The organism is Halobacillus sp. B23F22_5, assembly GCF_043497085.1.
Classification (GTDB): domain Bacteria; phylum Bacillota; class Bacilli; order Bacillales; family Halobacillaceae; genus Thalassobacillus.
Genome location: NZ_JBIEKI010000005.1, coordinates 1 through 15,406, shown reverse-complemented (window position 1 = coordinate 15,406; position 15,406 = coordinate 1). Strand labels below are relative to the sequence as shown.

20 protein-coding genes are annotated in these 15,406 nt (G+C 41.7%); 14 read left to right on the top strand and 6 right to left on the bottom strand.

Annotated elements, in window-relative coordinates; all coding sequences use genetic code 11:
* Nucleotides 1–2 precede the first annotated feature (2 nt).
* The 13 genes from ACGTN9_RS08740 to ACGTN9_RS08680 all read left to right on the top strand — a co-directional run bounded on the left by ACGTN9_RS08740 (nucleotide 3) and on the right by ACGTN9_RS08680 (nucleotide 8,819).
* A complete protein-coding gene (locus tag ACGTN9_RS08740) occupies nucleotides 3–257 on the top strand; it encodes a hypothetical protein (RefSeq protein ID WP_499591961.1) in 255 nt (84 codons plus the stop codon).
* A 14-nt stretch (nucleotides 258–271) separates the two neighbouring features.
* Complete coding sequence (locus tag ACGTN9_RS08735) at nucleotides 272–802, top strand: cytochrome b5 domain-containing protein (RefSeq protein ID WP_499591960.1); 531 nt, start codon at nucleotides 272–274, stop codon at nucleotides 800–802.
* Complete coding sequence (locus ACGTN9_RS08730) at nucleotides 799–1,695, top strand: hydrogenase small subunit (RefSeq protein WP_499591959.1); 897 nt, start codon at nucleotides 799–801, stop codon at nucleotides 1,693–1,695. Before ACGTN9_RS08735 ends, ACGTN9_RS08730 begins: the two co-directional genes overlap by 4 nt.
* A 5-nt stretch (nucleotides 1,696–1,700) precedes the next feature.
* Nucleotides 1,701–3,110: a nickel-dependent hydrogenase large subunit gene (locus tag ACGTN9_RS08725; protein ID WP_499591958.1), complete on the top strand. Its 1,410-nt coding sequence runs from the start codon at nucleotides 1,701–1,703 to the stop codon at nucleotides 3,108–3,110.
* The gene (locus ACGTN9_RS08720) at nucleotides 3,110–3,559 is read left to right on the top strand and encodes a hydrogenase maturation protease (RefSeq protein ID WP_499591957.1); all 450 of its coding nucleotides are present in this window, start codon (nucleotides 3,110–3,112) and stop codon (nucleotides 3,557–3,559) included. The genes ACGTN9_RS08725 and ACGTN9_RS08720 overlap by 1 nt, the downstream gene beginning before the upstream one ends.
* Before the next feature lie 55 nt (nucleotides 3,560–3,614).
* Nucleotides 3,615–4,064 carry a ferritin-like domain-containing protein gene (locus ACGTN9_RS08715; RefSeq protein WP_499591956.1) on the top strand — a complete coding sequence of 150 codons (450 nt, stop codon included), beginning with the start codon at nucleotides 3,615–3,617 and terminating at the stop codon, nucleotides 4,062–4,064.
* Nucleotides 4,065–4,279: 215 nt separating this feature from the next.
* The gene (locus ACGTN9_RS08710) at nucleotides 4,280–4,480 is read left to right on the top strand and encodes a YwbE family protein (protein WP_499591955.1); all 201 of its coding nucleotides are present in this window, start codon (nucleotides 4,280–4,282) and stop codon (nucleotides 4,478–4,480) included.
* 313 nt (nucleotides 4,481–4,793) lie between these two features.
* Nucleotides 4,794–5,339 (top strand): signal peptidase I, encoded by a 546-nt coding sequence (locus tag ACGTN9_RS08705; RefSeq protein ID WP_499591954.1) that lies wholly within the window; start codon nucleotides 4,794–4,796, stop codon nucleotides 5,337–5,339.
* A 66-nt stretch (nucleotides 5,340–5,405) separates the two neighbouring features.
* The gene (locus ACGTN9_RS08700; RefSeq protein ID WP_499591953.1) at nucleotides 5,406–5,996 is read left to right on the top strand and encodes a TasA family protein; all 591 of its coding nucleotides are present in this window, start codon (nucleotides 5,406–5,408) and stop codon (nucleotides 5,994–5,996) included.
* Between the two features lie 99 nt (nucleotides 5,997–6,095).
* Nucleotides 6,096–7,076 (top strand): hypothetical protein, encoded by a 981-nt coding sequence (locus ACGTN9_RS08695; RefSeq protein WP_499591952.1) that lies wholly within the window; start codon nucleotides 6,096–6,098, stop codon nucleotides 7,074–7,076.
* 48 nt (nucleotides 7,077–7,124) lie between these two features.
* Nucleotides 7,125–7,853 (top strand): LPXTG cell wall anchor domain-containing protein, encoded by a 729-nt coding sequence (locus tag ACGTN9_RS08690; RefSeq protein ID WP_499591951.1) that lies wholly within the window; start codon nucleotides 7,125–7,127, stop codon nucleotides 7,851–7,853.
* A gap of 54 nt (nucleotides 7,854–7,907) precedes the next feature.
* Entirely contained in the window at nucleotides 7,908–8,552 is a 645-nt protein-coding gene (locus ACGTN9_RS08685) for a class D sortase (protein WP_499591950.1), read from the top strand.
* Between the two features lie 18 nt (nucleotides 8,553–8,570).
* The gene (locus ACGTN9_RS08680) at nucleotides 8,571–8,819 is read left to right on the top strand and encodes a hypothetical protein (RefSeq protein ID WP_499591949.1); all 249 of its coding nucleotides are present in this window, start codon (nucleotides 8,571–8,573) and stop codon (nucleotides 8,817–8,819) included.
* Between the two features lie 482 nt (nucleotides 8,820–9,301).
* Here ACGTN9_RS08680 and ACGTN9_RS08675 read toward each other — a convergent pair whose 3' ends face one another.
* Together ACGTN9_RS08675 and ACGTN9_RS08670 are read right to left on the bottom strand one after the other, a co-directional pair.
* A complete protein-coding gene (locus ACGTN9_RS08675; protein WP_499591948.1) occupies nucleotides 9,302–9,535 on the bottom strand; it encodes a YczO family protein in 234 nt (77 codons plus the stop codon).
* Between the two features lie 64 nt (nucleotides 9,536–9,599).
* On the bottom strand, nucleotides 9,600–10,238 hold the full coding sequence (locus tag ACGTN9_RS08670; RefSeq protein WP_499591947.1) for a hypothetical protein: 639 nt from the start codon (nucleotides 10,236–10,238) through the stop codon (nucleotides 9,600–9,602).
* Between the two features lie 129 nt (nucleotides 10,239–10,367).
* Between ACGTN9_RS08670 and ACGTN9_RS08665 the strand changes: the two genes are divergently transcribed.
* Nucleotides 10,368–10,886 (top strand): GNAT family N-acetyltransferase, encoded by a 519-nt coding sequence (locus ACGTN9_RS08665; protein ID WP_499591946.1) that lies wholly within the window; start codon nucleotides 10,368–10,370, stop codon nucleotides 10,884–10,886.
* A 66-nt stretch (nucleotides 10,887–10,952) separates the two neighbouring features.
* Here the strand turns inward: ACGTN9_RS08665 and ACGTN9_RS08660 are convergent, their stop codons facing one another.
* The 4 genes from ACGTN9_RS08660 to ACGTN9_RS08645 form a co-directional block, all read right to left on the bottom strand.
* A complete protein-coding gene (locus ACGTN9_RS08660) occupies nucleotides 10,953–11,867 on the bottom strand; it encodes a ketopantoate reductase family protein (protein WP_499591945.1) in 915 nt (304 codons plus the stop codon).
* A 159-nt stretch (nucleotides 11,868–12,026) separates the two neighbouring features.
* A complete protein-coding gene (locus ACGTN9_RS08655) occupies nucleotides 12,027–13,208 on the bottom strand; it encodes a D-alanyl-D-alanine carboxypeptidase family protein (RefSeq protein ID WP_499591944.1) in 1,182 nt (393 codons plus the stop codon).
* Nucleotides 13,209–13,466: 258 nt separating this feature from the next.
* A complete protein-coding gene (locus tag ACGTN9_RS08650) occupies nucleotides 13,467–14,414 on the bottom strand; it encodes a D-alanyl-D-alanine carboxypeptidase family protein (protein WP_499591943.1) in 948 nt (315 codons plus the stop codon).
* Between the two features lie 384 nt (nucleotides 14,415–14,798).
* A complete protein-coding gene (locus ACGTN9_RS08645; protein ID WP_499591942.1) occupies nucleotides 14,799–15,104 on the bottom strand; it encodes a hypothetical protein in 306 nt (101 codons plus the stop codon).
* Nucleotides 15,105–15,406 lie beyond the last annotated feature (302 nt).

Here is a 15,406-nt window from a genome sequence, read left to right as displayed (position 1 = left end):
TGATGTGCCAGGAAAAATTGAACCGTCAGGAGGCGCAGCTGGCATTCAGGCAGCTGCAGGAATCGATTGCAAGTGCTCATACGTATATTGGACTCTGGAAACAGCTGGTGGCAGATAAAGAGGGGACAAAGTGCCGCCTGGATTTTGAAGAAGCAGAACGTTCCACCGAGCAATTGATCGGCCAACTGCGACAAATTGAACTGAACTATCTTTCTGGCGGGCAGATGGAGGAGGATGTAACCATAACGGAATATTGACGGGGCAAGGCAGCATGAACTTCATCTTTGGAAAGGAAGGTGCCCTGATGATAGATGTGGATATGATACAAAGGCAGATAGACTTGACGTTTGCTGAAATTAACTATTTGATCCGCCTAATGTATGCAACAGAGGATGAACATACAAAAAACCTTACATTGAATCAGATGTGGAATAAGATTGCCCACCTGCAATTCTTGAACCAGCTGCTTGTTACGGCGAGTTTCCAACAGGGGCAGGCAGCCATACCAATACAAAATTCTCCACAAACCATGCTTCCAGATTCTACAAGCGCTCCTGTTGCCAATAACCAAATGGAGTTCACTCGTGAACAGCTGGCTCAATTCACTGGTATGAATGGTCAGCCTGCCTATGTGGCGGTAAATGGCATCGTTTATGATGTTACCAATAACGCCGCCTGGTCGGTTGCTACTCATTTCGGTTTGTCAGCAGGCAGGGATTTGACTCAGGAATTCGCCTCCTGCCACACCGGGCAGCAATGGATTCTGGACACACTCGTACCGGTAGGGAGGCTGATAGCATGAGTGAGCATCCTGTATTGCCACCAGAGTCTACAGATAACGAATCAGTGGCAGCAAGACTGGCAAGGGAAGCGAAACGGCAAGTGGCTCAAGGCAATTTGAAAAAAAAGAAATTAGTCTATCTGGAGCTGAACGGCTGTTCTGGCAATATCATCTCTCTTCTGAACGGATCGAATCCGGATTTCGAGTATATGATTACATCGATGGTGGATCTCCTGTACAGCAACAGTCTGATGGCAGCCGAAGGAGAACAGGCGATGCAGCGGCTGTTTGATCTTGCCGACAGCGATGAAGAATTTATCCTGGCTGTCGAGGGAGCTGTGGCTTTAAAAAATAATGGCATGTATCATCTGGTCGGAAAAATTGGCGACAGACCTGTGACTGGGCTTGAAATGGCTGAACTGCTTGGAAAAAAAGCGGCTCATGTCATCTCTGTCGGCGCGTGTTCTGTAGATGGCGGGCCCTCGGCTGCACGTCCAAACCTTTCACAGTCGGTTGGACTGCAAGGGGTGCTGGAACGGCACATTATTAAGCTTCCAGGCTGTCCGGTCAATCCCGACTGGTTTCTAGGGACACTTGCCCACCTGTTAATGTTCGGGGAACCGAAGCTTGATGATATGAACAGACCGCTGATGTTTTATAGCACACTTATCCACGACCGCTGTCCAAGAAGACCATTTTTTGACAAGGGAATTTTTGCAGAAAAGTTGGGAGAGCCATATTGTTTGTTCAAGGTCGGATGCCGTGGTCCGGTGACACGTACGGATTGCCCTACCAGGAAGTGGAACGATCATGTCAACTGGCCCATCGGAGCCAGCACCTGTATCGGCTGTGCGCAATTCGGATTTCCGGACCGGATGGCCCCTTTCATTTCGTATGACACAACAAAGGAGTAATTCGTATGGCGCGAAAAATCATCATTAACCCAGTTACCAGAATTAGCGGATTTTTGGAACTGGATGTCACGGTAGAAAATGGAGTAGTAAGCGAAGCGCGAACGAGAGGCATGATGTTCCGTGGTTTTGAACAAATGATGAAAGGGAGGAAGCCGTTTGATGTCATCTATTTGACCCAGCGGATTTGCGGGATTTGTTCGACTGCTCATTCTGTAGGCTCATCCCTTGCTTTGGAAGACGCTTTGAATGTGACTGTGGAGGAACAGGGACGCTATTTGAGAGACATCATCCACGGCTGCGAATTTTTACAGAATCATATCCGCCACTTCTACCAGTACTCCGTTCCAGACTACGTAAAAATGCCTCCCGAACATCCACTTTTCACTTCCTACGAAGGAACGGCAAGGCTGCCGGATAGAGAAAATGCTGCCATCGTGGAACACTATTTTGAATCGCTTGCCATCAGCCGTCTTGCCCATCAACTGTTAGCGCTATTTGGCGGAAAAGCCCCGCATAATCATGGGGTTTATGTAGGCGGCTATACGACCCCTGCGACCGCAGTGAAAATTATTGAAGCCAAGTCGATGCTGCAGAAAATAAGGAACTTCATCGTCGATAAGATGATTCCTGATACGTATACCATCAGCCGCTATTATTCAGAGTTATTCCAGATGGGGAAAGGACCGGGAAATCTCATGTCTTGTGGCGCTTTCCATGGGTATGAGGCGCTCGGCACTTTGTACACAGAACCTCTTGTTTTTAATGGCAAGACGAATAAAACTTCCCGTTTTGATGCGGGTTTGATTACCGAGAATATCAATTATTCCTGGTATCAAGGAAAAAAGACATATAAGCCATTTGAAACAATGCCTGAACCCGACATGGAGAAAGAAGACGCCTATACCTGGGTCAAGGCCCCACGCTATGATGGAATGGCGGTAGAGGTGGGCCCTTTGGCGAGGCTTTGGTTGAGCGGTGATTACCGCAATGGTATATCCGCTATGGACCGGACGATAGCCAGGTCACTGGAAGCAGCGAAGGTTGCTAGTATTATATCGACGTTACTCGACCAGGTCGTACCTGATTACATGGTACAGAAAGAGTGGGAACTTCCCTCGTCGGCTCAGGGAGCCGGGTTAGTGGAAACCACTCGAGGCACCTTGGGTCATTGGCTGAAAATAAAAGATGGAACGATTTCTTTTTATCAAATCATTACACCTTCTGCCTGGGATTATTCTGCTTCGGACGAGAACAGCCTGGGGACTGCTGAGCAGGCTGTTATGGGGACAACTATCGCTGACCCGGAACAGCCGGTAGAGCTTGGACGGATACTCCGCTCCTTTGATCCCTGTATGTCATGCGCCACCCATGTCTCAAGTCCAGGTCAAGAAACAAAAACGATCCAGGTGTTTTAATGAAAAAAATAGTGGTGCTTGGAATCGGAAATACATTAATGAGGGACGATGGGATAGGTGTATATGTGGTGGAAAGTTTAAAAGGGCTGGGTCAGCTGGATGTCACGTATATTATCGGAGAGACTGACCTGGATTACTGTCTTGCCGCGGCTGAAGATGCCTCTTTTCTGTTTGTGATTGACGCTATTACGACCGGAAAACCACCAGGGACAATCAGCCGTTATGACCTTAGGCAAATGCCAGTAATGGAGTTAGGGATATCCGCTCATAACCTTCACCTTTTCCATATGCTCCATGACAGCAAAGTTAAGGGGCAATTGATCGGCATCGAGGCTGCCACCATTGATTTCAACTTGGGATTGAGTGAGGGATTAGAGAGAAAGTTTTTGAAAATAGTAGAGCAAGTTAAGAGGACAATGGAAGACGAGATAAAAATGTTAGAAAAATAGCTTGAATATCCACCACATAGTTAAGAATGAGAGGGAAATATAGGGAGGGATTCTTATGTATTATCCATATTATTATCCGTATTATCAGCCAATGAACCGACAAAATCAACAGCAGTTAATTAGTAGTATCGCTCAGGCAATCAACGGAGAATATAGTGCTGTCCAATGTTATGCTAAACTAATCGAACTGGCACCGACCAATGAAGAAAAGCGCCAAATTCGTGAAATCCGCCGCGATGAAGAGAAGCATTTACGACAATTTAGCCGTATCTACCGGAGCCTGACAGGAAGGCAGCCTGACCCGCAGCAGATTGAAGACTGCCCGAATAATTATCGGAGGGGAATCGAAGCTGCTTTTAAAGATGAACAGGATACAGCAGATTTTTATCAGGATATCGCCGAGCAAGCCACTGATCCGTTCATTCAGCAAACGTTCCGCCGTGCTTCCGCGGATGAACAGAACCACGCCGTCTGGTTCTTATATTTTATGACAAAAAGACGTTAGGCAATAAGAATTGGTGGGCGTCTAATCTGGCTGATTAAATGCCTAATTAATTACCTTAAATATATAGAAGTTGAGTCAAAAAAATGTCGATTCAATCAGAATTGGCATTTTTTCTTTATCAATATTTACTCCTGGCCGTATATTAAGCTTGCAGGAATGGAAAATTAGCGTCAAAATGAAAGAAGTAAATTTGCAATGGAAGGTATGTGAAAGAAATGAGCAAAAGCGGTCAAAACCGTAAAGATATCCAGCCAGGAGCAGGAGTGGCTATCGTTTTAAAGCAGGATCAACGGACTGGAAAACTTACCAAAGGAGTAGTCAAGGACATTCTTACCAAGTCAGCCCAGCATCCCCACGGTATAAAGGTCCGTCTAGAAGACGGTCAGGTTGGTAGAGTGAAAGAAATATATGAATAACAAATATTAGTACTATGAACCCCCAAGCTGGATCATCAGCTTGGGGGTTCGTTCGTTGAGGAGTAAGAAAGGTTAGGGAATAGTGTAATTTACCGTTCTTTATATAACACAAAATAGTTCTTTATAAAGTAAAAAAGTAAGATATTAGCAGATAATGAGAGAAAACGAATGGTTTTTGTTCTTTATATAGAATATTTGAGCGATTTCGGAAGTTTTACATCTAGGGGGGTTAGCATATAATCAACTTGTAGTTCTCAAAAGAGAACGGAATGATTTGTATAAAGAACATAGATTTTTTAGGAGCGTGATTTTGATGATTAAAAAAACCCTGAAAATTGCTTCGTCAACCTTTCTTGCTCTTTTAGCTATAGCTGCCATAGCTGTTGTGATTGTTGTTTTCCAATCAAAAGGAGATATCGAAAAAGCGCCGGATTTATTCGGATATAAACCTCTGACTATATTATCAAATAGTATGGAGCCCGCTTTCAGTGCAGGGGATGTCATATTAATCAACGTTAACAACACGCCTAAGGAACAAGATGTCATCACATTCAAACATTCAGATGGAATATTAGTTACTCACAGGGTAATCAACATAGTTGAAAAAGAAGGTAAAACTTTTTATGAAACAAAAGGTGACAACAACAATGTAGAGGACAAAGTTTTAGTTCCTACTTCAGACGTATTAGGAGTACAGCAGGTGATCATTCCTAACGCTGGCTATGTAGCTGAATTTGTTTCAGGACCGGTTGGCTTCTTCTTATTGATAGCGATGCCGATACTAGCAGTCTTGGTCATAGAGATTTTTCAAAGGTTAGGAATAATTGGTCAAAGGAAAAAGGAACAAGTTCAGAATTAGCTTTAATAGTATTAGGAGTAGATACTCCTATTATTATAAAAAAAATATTATTCAGGAGGAATTAAAATGAAAAACATTAAGAAAGCTTTAGTAGGAACAGCGTTGGCAGGAACTTTAGTTGTAGGTGCAGGAGCAGGTACATATTCCTGGTTTAATGCAGAGTATACAGCAAGTGGAGAAATCACAAATGAAACACTTCAACTAAATGGAGAAACTACCTTTGATGAAAAACTTTTTGAGGGAGCCACCTTAGCACCGAGTCGCACAGTTGAAGATAGCTTTTCAATTAAAAACACGGGGTCAATGGATCAGATTGTTCGAGGAAAACTTGATTTGGCAATCTATGATGGCAATCAATTAGTAAGCCTTGACAAAGGTGAATACGAGGTAGATGTTTTAGCGAAATACAATGGTACTACAGTAGTGAATCAAACTTTTAGCGCAGAAGATATTGATACATTCTTTAAGGATGGCGAATGGTTGCCAGACGATACCGGGCATGAAGGTAATTATTTTGTTCCTGGAGCAGAAGTGACGTTTGATTTAGGTGTTAGACTTAAATCTTCAGCTGGCAATGAATATCAAGGTAAAAAGTTAGTTGGCTCAATTGAAGTAGATGCCAGACAAACTGAAGCTGCATCTACATTTAATGACTAATATTAATCATCTCAAATGGTCGGTAATATACCGGCCATTTGTATATTAACTTTTTCTATCCCTGAACTAAAAATATAATTAATTCAAGGAGATAATATTATGGGGAGAAAAGACGAATATATTGAGTCGAGAATAAATAGATATTTTAGAAATCTTAAGGTAACGTTATTGCTTGTTTTTTTTATTAATCTATTATTAGTCTCGTTTAGTAACTGGTCAGATTATACTTATTCATATTTCACTGCTGGATATAAAGCCAACTCTCAAATCACTAATGCCACTAAAGAAGATTTGGTTAAAATTACAGAAGGTAAGGTGGTTTATAAGAAAGATTGTGTTGCTAAGCAGGATGTAACCATTTTGAATGTCTTTGATTATTTTGTTGACATTAAAGTGGATGGAACTTCATATCGATTAAGTCCCGGTGAAGAAACCACCCATACCAAGACATTAGCCAATTCATGTGGGGATTTTGGTACTAAACAATACCATATAATTGGCTTCGTTAACTATTTTGACCATGTTGTAAATGTGGAAGTTGAAAAAGAACAATTAAATCCATGCCCTCAACCTGCTATCGATAAGGCCAATGGGAAACCGAATGATAATGGTCAAGGAAAGCATTGTGGAAATCAAGGAAAAGAAGGACGAGATGAAGTTACTAAACAAACTACAGAGACTGATGAAGAAGAGTCAACCAAACTTGAAAATGATGAAAGTGAAGAAGGTAGTAAGAAAGAGGAAGAACCAAAAGATACTGAATCCAATCACGAAAATACTAAACAAGAAGATCAAAATGTAAATAACCAAGAGACTTCAGGTGATACTACCGAAAATAAAGAAGTAGACAGTAATCAAAGTGAAGAGAAGGATGAACAAGAAGGTGACAGCACTGAGTCTAAAGACGAATCTATAGATACCGTTGGAGAAGAAAGTGAAGATAATGTAACTGCTGCTACTTCTAAAAAAGATAATCCAGTGAAAGATTCTCAAGAAGAATCAGAAGTTGAAGATGGGGTAAAACCAAAAAGTAATAAACCAGAGGATGAGGAAAACCTTAAACAGAGTGAAGATGAATAATGATTATAAATCATCATTCAATTCTCAAATAATAAGGATGTATGTGAAATGAAAAACATTAATAAGATATCTTTGTTCTGTTTAGGTTTCCTGATTTTTTTCGGAAGCTTTCTACTCACTGCCTTACCCACATTGGCCAGTGATGACGATTCAATCGAAGTAAATGTGGGAGGGATATTTCCTGATAGGCTATTATTTAACTCGTCAAAATTGGCCCCGGGGAGAACCGTCTCTCAAGAAATCATAGTAAACAACACAAAAGATTTCAACCTTAAATATACGGTGACTTCTAATTATAAAAACGGGTCAAAGCAACTCTACAATATATTAACCTGTAAGGTGTTTGATGAGAAAGGTAATGAACTCTTTAAAGGAAAACTTAGTGAGTTTGAACTTAATGAACAAAGGAATTTAAAGAAATCAACTGCTGATAAGCTGACTTTTGAAGTAGCACTAGGTAAAGAAGCAGGTAATGAATATCAAGGATTAAAAACTTTATTCCAGATTAACTTTGTTTTTAAGGGGAAAGCTCCAGAAAAACCAAAAACAGGTGAACCTTCTACTCCATCAGATAAAGATGACGGCGGTGGTCAAGGTATTCCTACCACTGGAGACGATTCAGGAACGCCACAAACCGGCACTGCAACACCTGCATTTTCAGGAGGTTTACCGCAAACAGGTGAATCAATGCCAACTATGTTCTATTTGATTGGCGGGTTACTCGTTGCCTTTGGGTTTGCTTTATATGCTTCTGTACAGGTGAAAAGAAGAGAGTAGTGGGGAACAAGCATAATACACTCCACTGCTCTTTTTATATAGAGGGAGGGTCAAATGCTGATGAGAGGTATAGCTGCCATAGTCGTACTGATAGGTGTTGGCTTTTTGCTTTATCCGACTATAGAAAACCATTACACCTCTAACCAGCAAAGTCAAATGCTGGAGGCACTGGAGAAAACACAGCCAGAAATCGATACCAATGAAATGATTGAAAGTTATCAAAACGTAAATCAAATACTGGAAGCTGGCGAGCGGGAAAGTTCGCAGCAAAAACAATCTCAGCAAGTCTCAGAAGATCCTTTAATCGGAAGTATTGAAATTCCAACCATAGATTTAAAACTTCCATTATTAGAAGGAGCAGGCATGGATAACCTTGAATATGCAGTCGGTCATATGTCAGAAACAGCTCAAGTAGGGGAAATCGGCAATGCAGCTTTGGCTGGCCACCGTGGTTATAGCTATGGACGATTGTTCAATCGTCTCGATGAAGTGAAGGAAGGACAGGATGTGAAGGTAGCCAACAAGAACGAAACCTTCACCTATCGTGTGACAGAGACATTGCTGGTATTGCCCACAGATTTGTCGGTTTTAGAACAGCCAACAGATAAGTCGATGGTGACGCTGATCACCTGTCATCCGATTAAAGATCCGACCCATCGGTTAATTGTCCAGGCTGAACTTGTAGAAGAAGGCAGTTGATTTTAAGGAGGCAGGGATATGATTCGTTTGTTAGATAAAACCTATGTAAGTCTGATTAATGGCAGGCTTGTTAAGCTGGTATTGCTTGGCGAAAACCGCTGTGAAATATATATAAATAGCCAGTACAGAGGAATTGGCCCGTTTAATTACATCAAAGAACAAATCAATTTGCTTGAAAAACTTCAGCCTCGCACTAGAGTAGAGTATATCGAAGACTCGGTACTTTTCCAGGAACTTAACTGTGCTACAATCGATATGAAAATATAATTCCATTGGAAAAGCGGATCCGACAATCAGTCAGACCCGCTTTGTAGTTTAAACGTTTGGAAATGCTTATTTATGTTGCACACTTTTTTGTTATACTTTAAGAAAGTTAAACTTTGAAGAGTTAAAGTATAAGAAAATACTAAGGCTTTCGCCATTAGTACTTGGCGACAAGCCAAGTTTTTCTAATGTGTGTCTATTTGCCGCGGTTATAATTCCGTTTGGTAGTTTTCTAACTTAGACGACGCAAGCCCTACCTCTCTTGCATCCTTACGGCTCCGAAGCCGATCCAGTGTGAATAAGTGTTTCAAAAACTTAGCACAGAATGCCAGTTTAGTTTCGTCAAAAGTTCGATCATACTACACTCTTGACGTGTCTATACATTTCTACGTTCCATTCGCTATATAGCTACAAATGACAATATTACAGGATATCGAGCATCATGTCAACAAAAAGTTTTTGAATTTAAACCCCAAACAATGCGGCTACTTATAATCCTTCTTATATTTTTCTTCTGAACCTGAATCTTTCTTTGTTTTATCTTTTTTCTTTTCTTCCTTCATTTCTTTATTTAAGTCATCCATCGGAATAGGATCAGTCAACTGTTCATCTTTATGCTTGTCCAGCAAGCTTTCATTATCAGACTCGATTTGTTCAGGCTGATTCCTTCTGGCCATACCTTTTTGCTGGCGGTCGTTTTTCTTTTGGTTTTCAGCCATCTTAAGTCACCTCATTCATCAGCGTTATATGTGGAGTATACCTCGTGCGAGAAAATCCTAAACCTTATCTGTTTTTCAATTTCTTTACAAAAGTTTGCACCCATTTTGAATGATAGAAGATATCGAATGCTGTGCTGATGATAAGTCCGTGCAAAATAACGCCGAAAATCGTCAGAATTACTATGATTGTTTGACCAATACCTGTCGCCGGTTCAAATGCCGTCCTGCCGAAAAATGTAATGGCAGTGAGGGCACTAATCATAGCTTCAACATAGCTTTCTACTCCCGATTCGAATTGATAAAGCGGAATAATAGCTAGAAAGAGGACTATTGCCGTTGCCCCAGCTACAAAACCTAGATGCTGTCGCTTAAAGTATTTAATAAATGGTTTGGTGTAAAATTTGGTGATTGATTTCAGTCTTAGTAAATGGAGAATCCTTGCAAACCGGGCAAACTGAAAAACGGCATCCAAAGGGATGGCAGCGATAAGCAGGAAGGGATGCTTTTTGATGAATTTCCACATACTCTCACTTTTGTATAAACGGTACAGGAAATCGAGGAAAAATATTGCCCATGTAGTCCAGACGATAATACTGTTATAACCGGTCTCTTTCCAAATAGTAGCCACGGATATTGTAGCAAGAAGCAGCATGAAGATTTCAAATGTAGTTTGCGTTTTGGTTCGGTCAGTGAAAAAACCCATGGCGTCCATCCTTAAAATTATTTCTGGTATTTATCTGAATTATGCTAAAATTATAGAAACATAGATTTACTGGTAAAAACATACTTTATACCAGTTTATCACATCTAAAAATTAAAAAGGGGAAGAGCAATGACGGACATCATATTGGCGGAAGAGCATCAGGCGGAAGAAGTCTTTAATCTTTACCAGGCTTGTGCAGAGGTGCTGGCAGCACAAGCGATTTCTCAGTGGGATGAAAATTATCCAGGCAGGGATTTTATTTTCCAGGCGATAATGAATAAGCAACTATATGTAATGGTGGAGGAAGAGAGTATTATCGGAGCGGTGATATTGAATGAAGAGGGGACGCTTGAGTGGGAAGCAATCGAATGGCGGGATGTAATTGGCAAGCCACTGGTATTGCATGGTCTCTGTATTTCGCCGACCCACCAGGGGAAAGGATACGGGCGCCAGTTGATAAAGTGGTGTGACAACTATGCAAAAGAACAAGATTACACAAGCATCCGCCTGGACACTTTTGACGGAAATCCAGTCTCCAACCAGTTATATCTTCATAATGATTTTCAATTGCGAGGATTTGTAGAGTTTCCCCACCGGCCGAGTGATGCACAACGTTATAATTGTTATGAAAAGTGGATAACAATTTGAACCCGGGTAATAGTATTTTTATCCTCAGCAAAAAACAGCCCATTTTCAGGGCTGTTTTTAATTATTTCAAGCATTTTCGAATGGTTTAATAATGCCATAAATCGATTCAATATAAGGAAGTTTCAGGTCTACAGCTTCCCCTAACCGAAGTGCACCACCATGTAAATGTTCGACTTCCAGCGTAAGTCCTTTGCGACGATCCTGGTGCATAGAAGAAGTAGCTTCATCACCTAGATTATTAATACTTTCAAACGCCTTGTCTACGTGTTTATCGGTTAGTTCGAGGCCATGACTGTTGGCCAGCTGTTTCATCTCTTCTAAAACCTTACGTGCGATGTGGTAGGTTTCCGGATACTTGCGAATCTCTCCGATTGGCAGATTGGCTGCTGTTGTAATTCCAGAAAAAGCTGTGATGAACATATACTTTTTCCATAATTCTTTTAAAATATCGTTGCTTAATCTTCCATCAAAATTAGCTTGCTCACAGACTAAGCCCAGTTCATCAACCAGCTGTTGCTGGGACTGGTGGAGAGCACCGAATACGAGGTCATGTACATTGGCTGAATGGACGACATGGCCTTGTTCATCCAAAGTGGCAATGATGAAGGATAGTCCCCCGATCACCGTTTCTTCGCCCAGTTCTTTTTGTAACGTAGGGATGTGTTCAACACCATTGAGAACCGGAAGGACTTTCGCTCCTTTTGCAGTCAGTGTCTTCAAATCTTCCATTGCGCCTGGAAGATGATACCCTTTTACGGATAAAAAAACGAGGTCTGCACCTTCAGCTTCGTCCGCCTGGCGGATGATGGAGGGGTTGTCCATTTTATAATCACCATAGGGGCTATGTATATGAATGCCATTCTCTTGAATCTGATTTGCCCGCCGTTCACGAACCAAAAATGTAACTTCATGCCCTGCTTCTTGCCAGCGGCCGCCGAAATAAGCGCCCAAGGCACCTGCGCCGATAATAACAATTTTCATTTTTCCACCTCCGGATCATTTACCTTTATCTTAGCATGAAGCCTGTTAATTATCATGGCAGACCTACTAGAAAAGGTGCCAGAAAATTTATTACAGATTTTCCGACACCTTTATCATTTAGTGCTGACTGACCTGGGAAAAGGAAATCAGCTGTCTCTATCATTCGATAACATCAGCATAATGTTTAGAAACATAACCACTGCTGATTTGATACATATTTGGCGTTTCTCCCAGAAGTTTTTCTTTTTCCCCTTCATAGAAAACCCCGAGTCGGGAGGACGCGTTGAAATCGGGTGTAGCATGGATCCATACGTTTCCGTCAGCTTCTACATAGGAAGTTTGGTTATCAGAAGATTCTCCAGGGATTGTTATCGTCGAACCGATTACCAGATAACGAGGGTTGATTCCCGGATTGGCATCCATCAATTCCTGGGTAGTCACTCCAGAATAGGAAGCTGCAATCCCGCTGAAGGTATCGCCAGGCTCGATGGTATAAGACGTACTTGTTCTTGGTTGATCGGGAGAAGATGAGCTGCCTGGCAGCTGGATCGTCATTCCGATCTGCAAGTATCGAGGTTGAATGCCCGGATTTAAGCTCACCAGTTGGTCTACCGTTGTACCTTGATCAAGCGCAATTTTGTATAAAGTATCACCAGCCTTGATGGTATAAGAAGTAGTTTGTTCTGATTCAGAATTGCTAGATAGATAGGTTTCGAGCGTAATATCCTGCCCCATGATGTCCTGGGCATGATCAGCACCGACATATCGTAAATGCCATGGTTCATAGCTATAGCCTGTTACATGCTCTTTACCTTCAGGGTAACGGACGATAAAACCGTAAGCGGCAGCATTTTGTTCAATCCATTGTCCGGCATTTGTATCCCCGAAGCCTTTCACTAATTCAAAGTTTACGGATGCGCTGGTCACATCCATAACCAACCCTGTCTGGTGTTCACTTTCGCCAGCTTTCGCACTGATCCGGTTAGCTTCTTCCTCCCCATATTGATTCACCCAGTACTGATGCAAGTCTTCCTGGTATGCATAAGAGCGATAACCAGAAGCGGCATAAAGCTGAATTCCATCTTGTTTAGCGGCATAGAACATATCCTCTAAAGCATCAGCGGCATACGACCGCATCCGTTCTCGATCACCGGAATAGGAAACGTCAGGATAAACAAGATTACCAGGTACATAGCTTTCCGATAAGGAGTGGCTTTTATTGACTAGTAAAATATCATCTTTATCGTGTGCTTTAACTGTAGCAGGCCAAGCAACGAATGCGCTAATGGTGAGTATCATTAAAACATTTATTATTCTTGCAGAATATTCACGGATATTCAAAAAAATCATCCTCCTTATAGTTGTTAAAACCCAACGCAACAACAAGGAAGTTCCAACTAGAACACGCAATAAAATAATTGATTAATGATACCCCTCCTTAAGTGGTTTTCAGTAATCGTTATGTAATAACCGTAACATAAATGTAATATAAGGTAAAATATGGGAAGTGACCAAGCAAGAGAGGGGGATGGATGCTAACAACCCTTGTATATAAATAGAAAATGCCAAGCCTCAGATGAATAAGGCTTGGCATAAGCGTTATGGAATATTGATGGCGGCATCAATAGGAAGCTGGTTTGGGTCGACGTGATCATTCACATCCATCAACAGTTCAGGAGTGACACCTGAATATTTGGCTGCCACCTCTGAAATGGTATCGCCTTTTTTGACTATATGGACGTCTTGACCTGGTAATTGAATTTCAGCGCCTACAGGAAGGGAGCGAGTCTTTATTTCAGGATTTAAAGCCAGGACATGTTCGACGGTGGTTCCGTTGTTTTTCGCAATGCTGTAGAATGTATCTCCACCTTGTACAGTGTATGTATTTGGCATGCTATCCATGTCATGTGAAAGATAAGTTTCCAGGGCGATATTATAATTTGTGATAATCTTAGCGTGGTCTTTTCCAACATACCTTAGGTGCCAGGGTTCATAATCGTACCCTGTGACCGGCTCTTTATTTTCCTGATACCGGATGATGAAGCCATATTCTGCGGCATGCTTTTCAATCCAGTGACCAGCTCTGGTTTTACCGAATGATTTTTTTAATTGAAAATCTACGTCCTTACTGGTTACATCCATGGTCAGGCCTGTCTGATGTTCACTGTGACCTGGCTTGGCACTCACCCGGCTCGCTTGCGCTTCTCCATATTGGTCGACCCAGAATTGAAAGAGCCCCTTTTGATACTGGTATGAACGATAACCAGAAGCGGCATACAATTGGACGCCGTCCCTTTCAGCAGCCGTGAACATTGCCTCTAAGGCTGCGGCCGCTTTAGCCTGTAATTGTTCCTCGTCTCCAGAAAAAGCTACATCAGGAGTTACTAGGTCAGCAGGTATGTAGTCTTCCGAAAGAGACGACTGTTTGTTGACGAGCAGGATGTCGTCTTTATCACGGGCACTGGAAGACATAGGCCATGACAAGAGTAAGATAAGCGACAGAATCGTAAAAAGCTGAACGAATCTTTTCATTTGTAGTATGTTCATGTATTCTTTCCTCCTTCTATGGATTATTTACAAGATTATCATTTAGAGGAAATATTAAGAATACTTATAGAGAAATACTTATAAAATAAGACCATTTACATAAAAGGGGAGAGGGACAGAGGCAACATGATTATGCCAAAAAACGGAAAACTCTATATTGTATTATGATTAAGGTAGCAGGGAATTGATGGGTTACCTGAAAAAGTAGGAGGGCGACTCTTTAGGATGGTATCGTACATTACTATCTAGTGAACCATCGTAATTATCTAGCACACCCTATTTGTTGTCTGGTAATCAGCTGGAGTGTCTAATAAAACATAACCTTATTAAACATGCCATAAAGAAGGCTCATCCCGTTAATACGGAACAAGCCTGATAGCATAATTATTTCGCGCTATTCATCGCTTTTGACGAGATGGAAGCGTCAATGATCAATACAATTGCTGTAATGGTATGCATCAACCAGCCGATTCCCGGGATGATGCCGACAACGCTGGTGATCAGTCCCAGCACACTTCCGGCGCTGAAGCGGCTGTCTTTAACGGAAAAGATAAGGGTAATCAAGTGAAGGACAAACATGAACATCAATGGCTGCCACCCGGATCCGAGGATGAATAATCCACCGGCGATAGGGATGGCCAGCAGGCCTTCTAATATACCTGTTACCCATTTTAAGGTTATTGATATCATTGCGATTCACTCCTATTCTATATAAAAACTATTAGTAGTCCTATTTTATCAGTTTTCCTGTTCAACAGGACATATAAACTATTTTTAATAAAAAAGGGGCTGTCCCATAAGTCTATAAGAGACTTATAGGGGCAGCCTTTTTTTTCATTATTGTTGATACTGGAAAAGTGGGGCAGGGAAACGATTCCCTTTCCACGGGGAAGACGACAAGTCTCCTCGGGCTTCGCCCTGCGGGGCCTCGTCAGCCTTGCCTCTCCCGTAGGAGTCTCATCGTTTCCCTGCCCAAATTGGCAATCAACAAT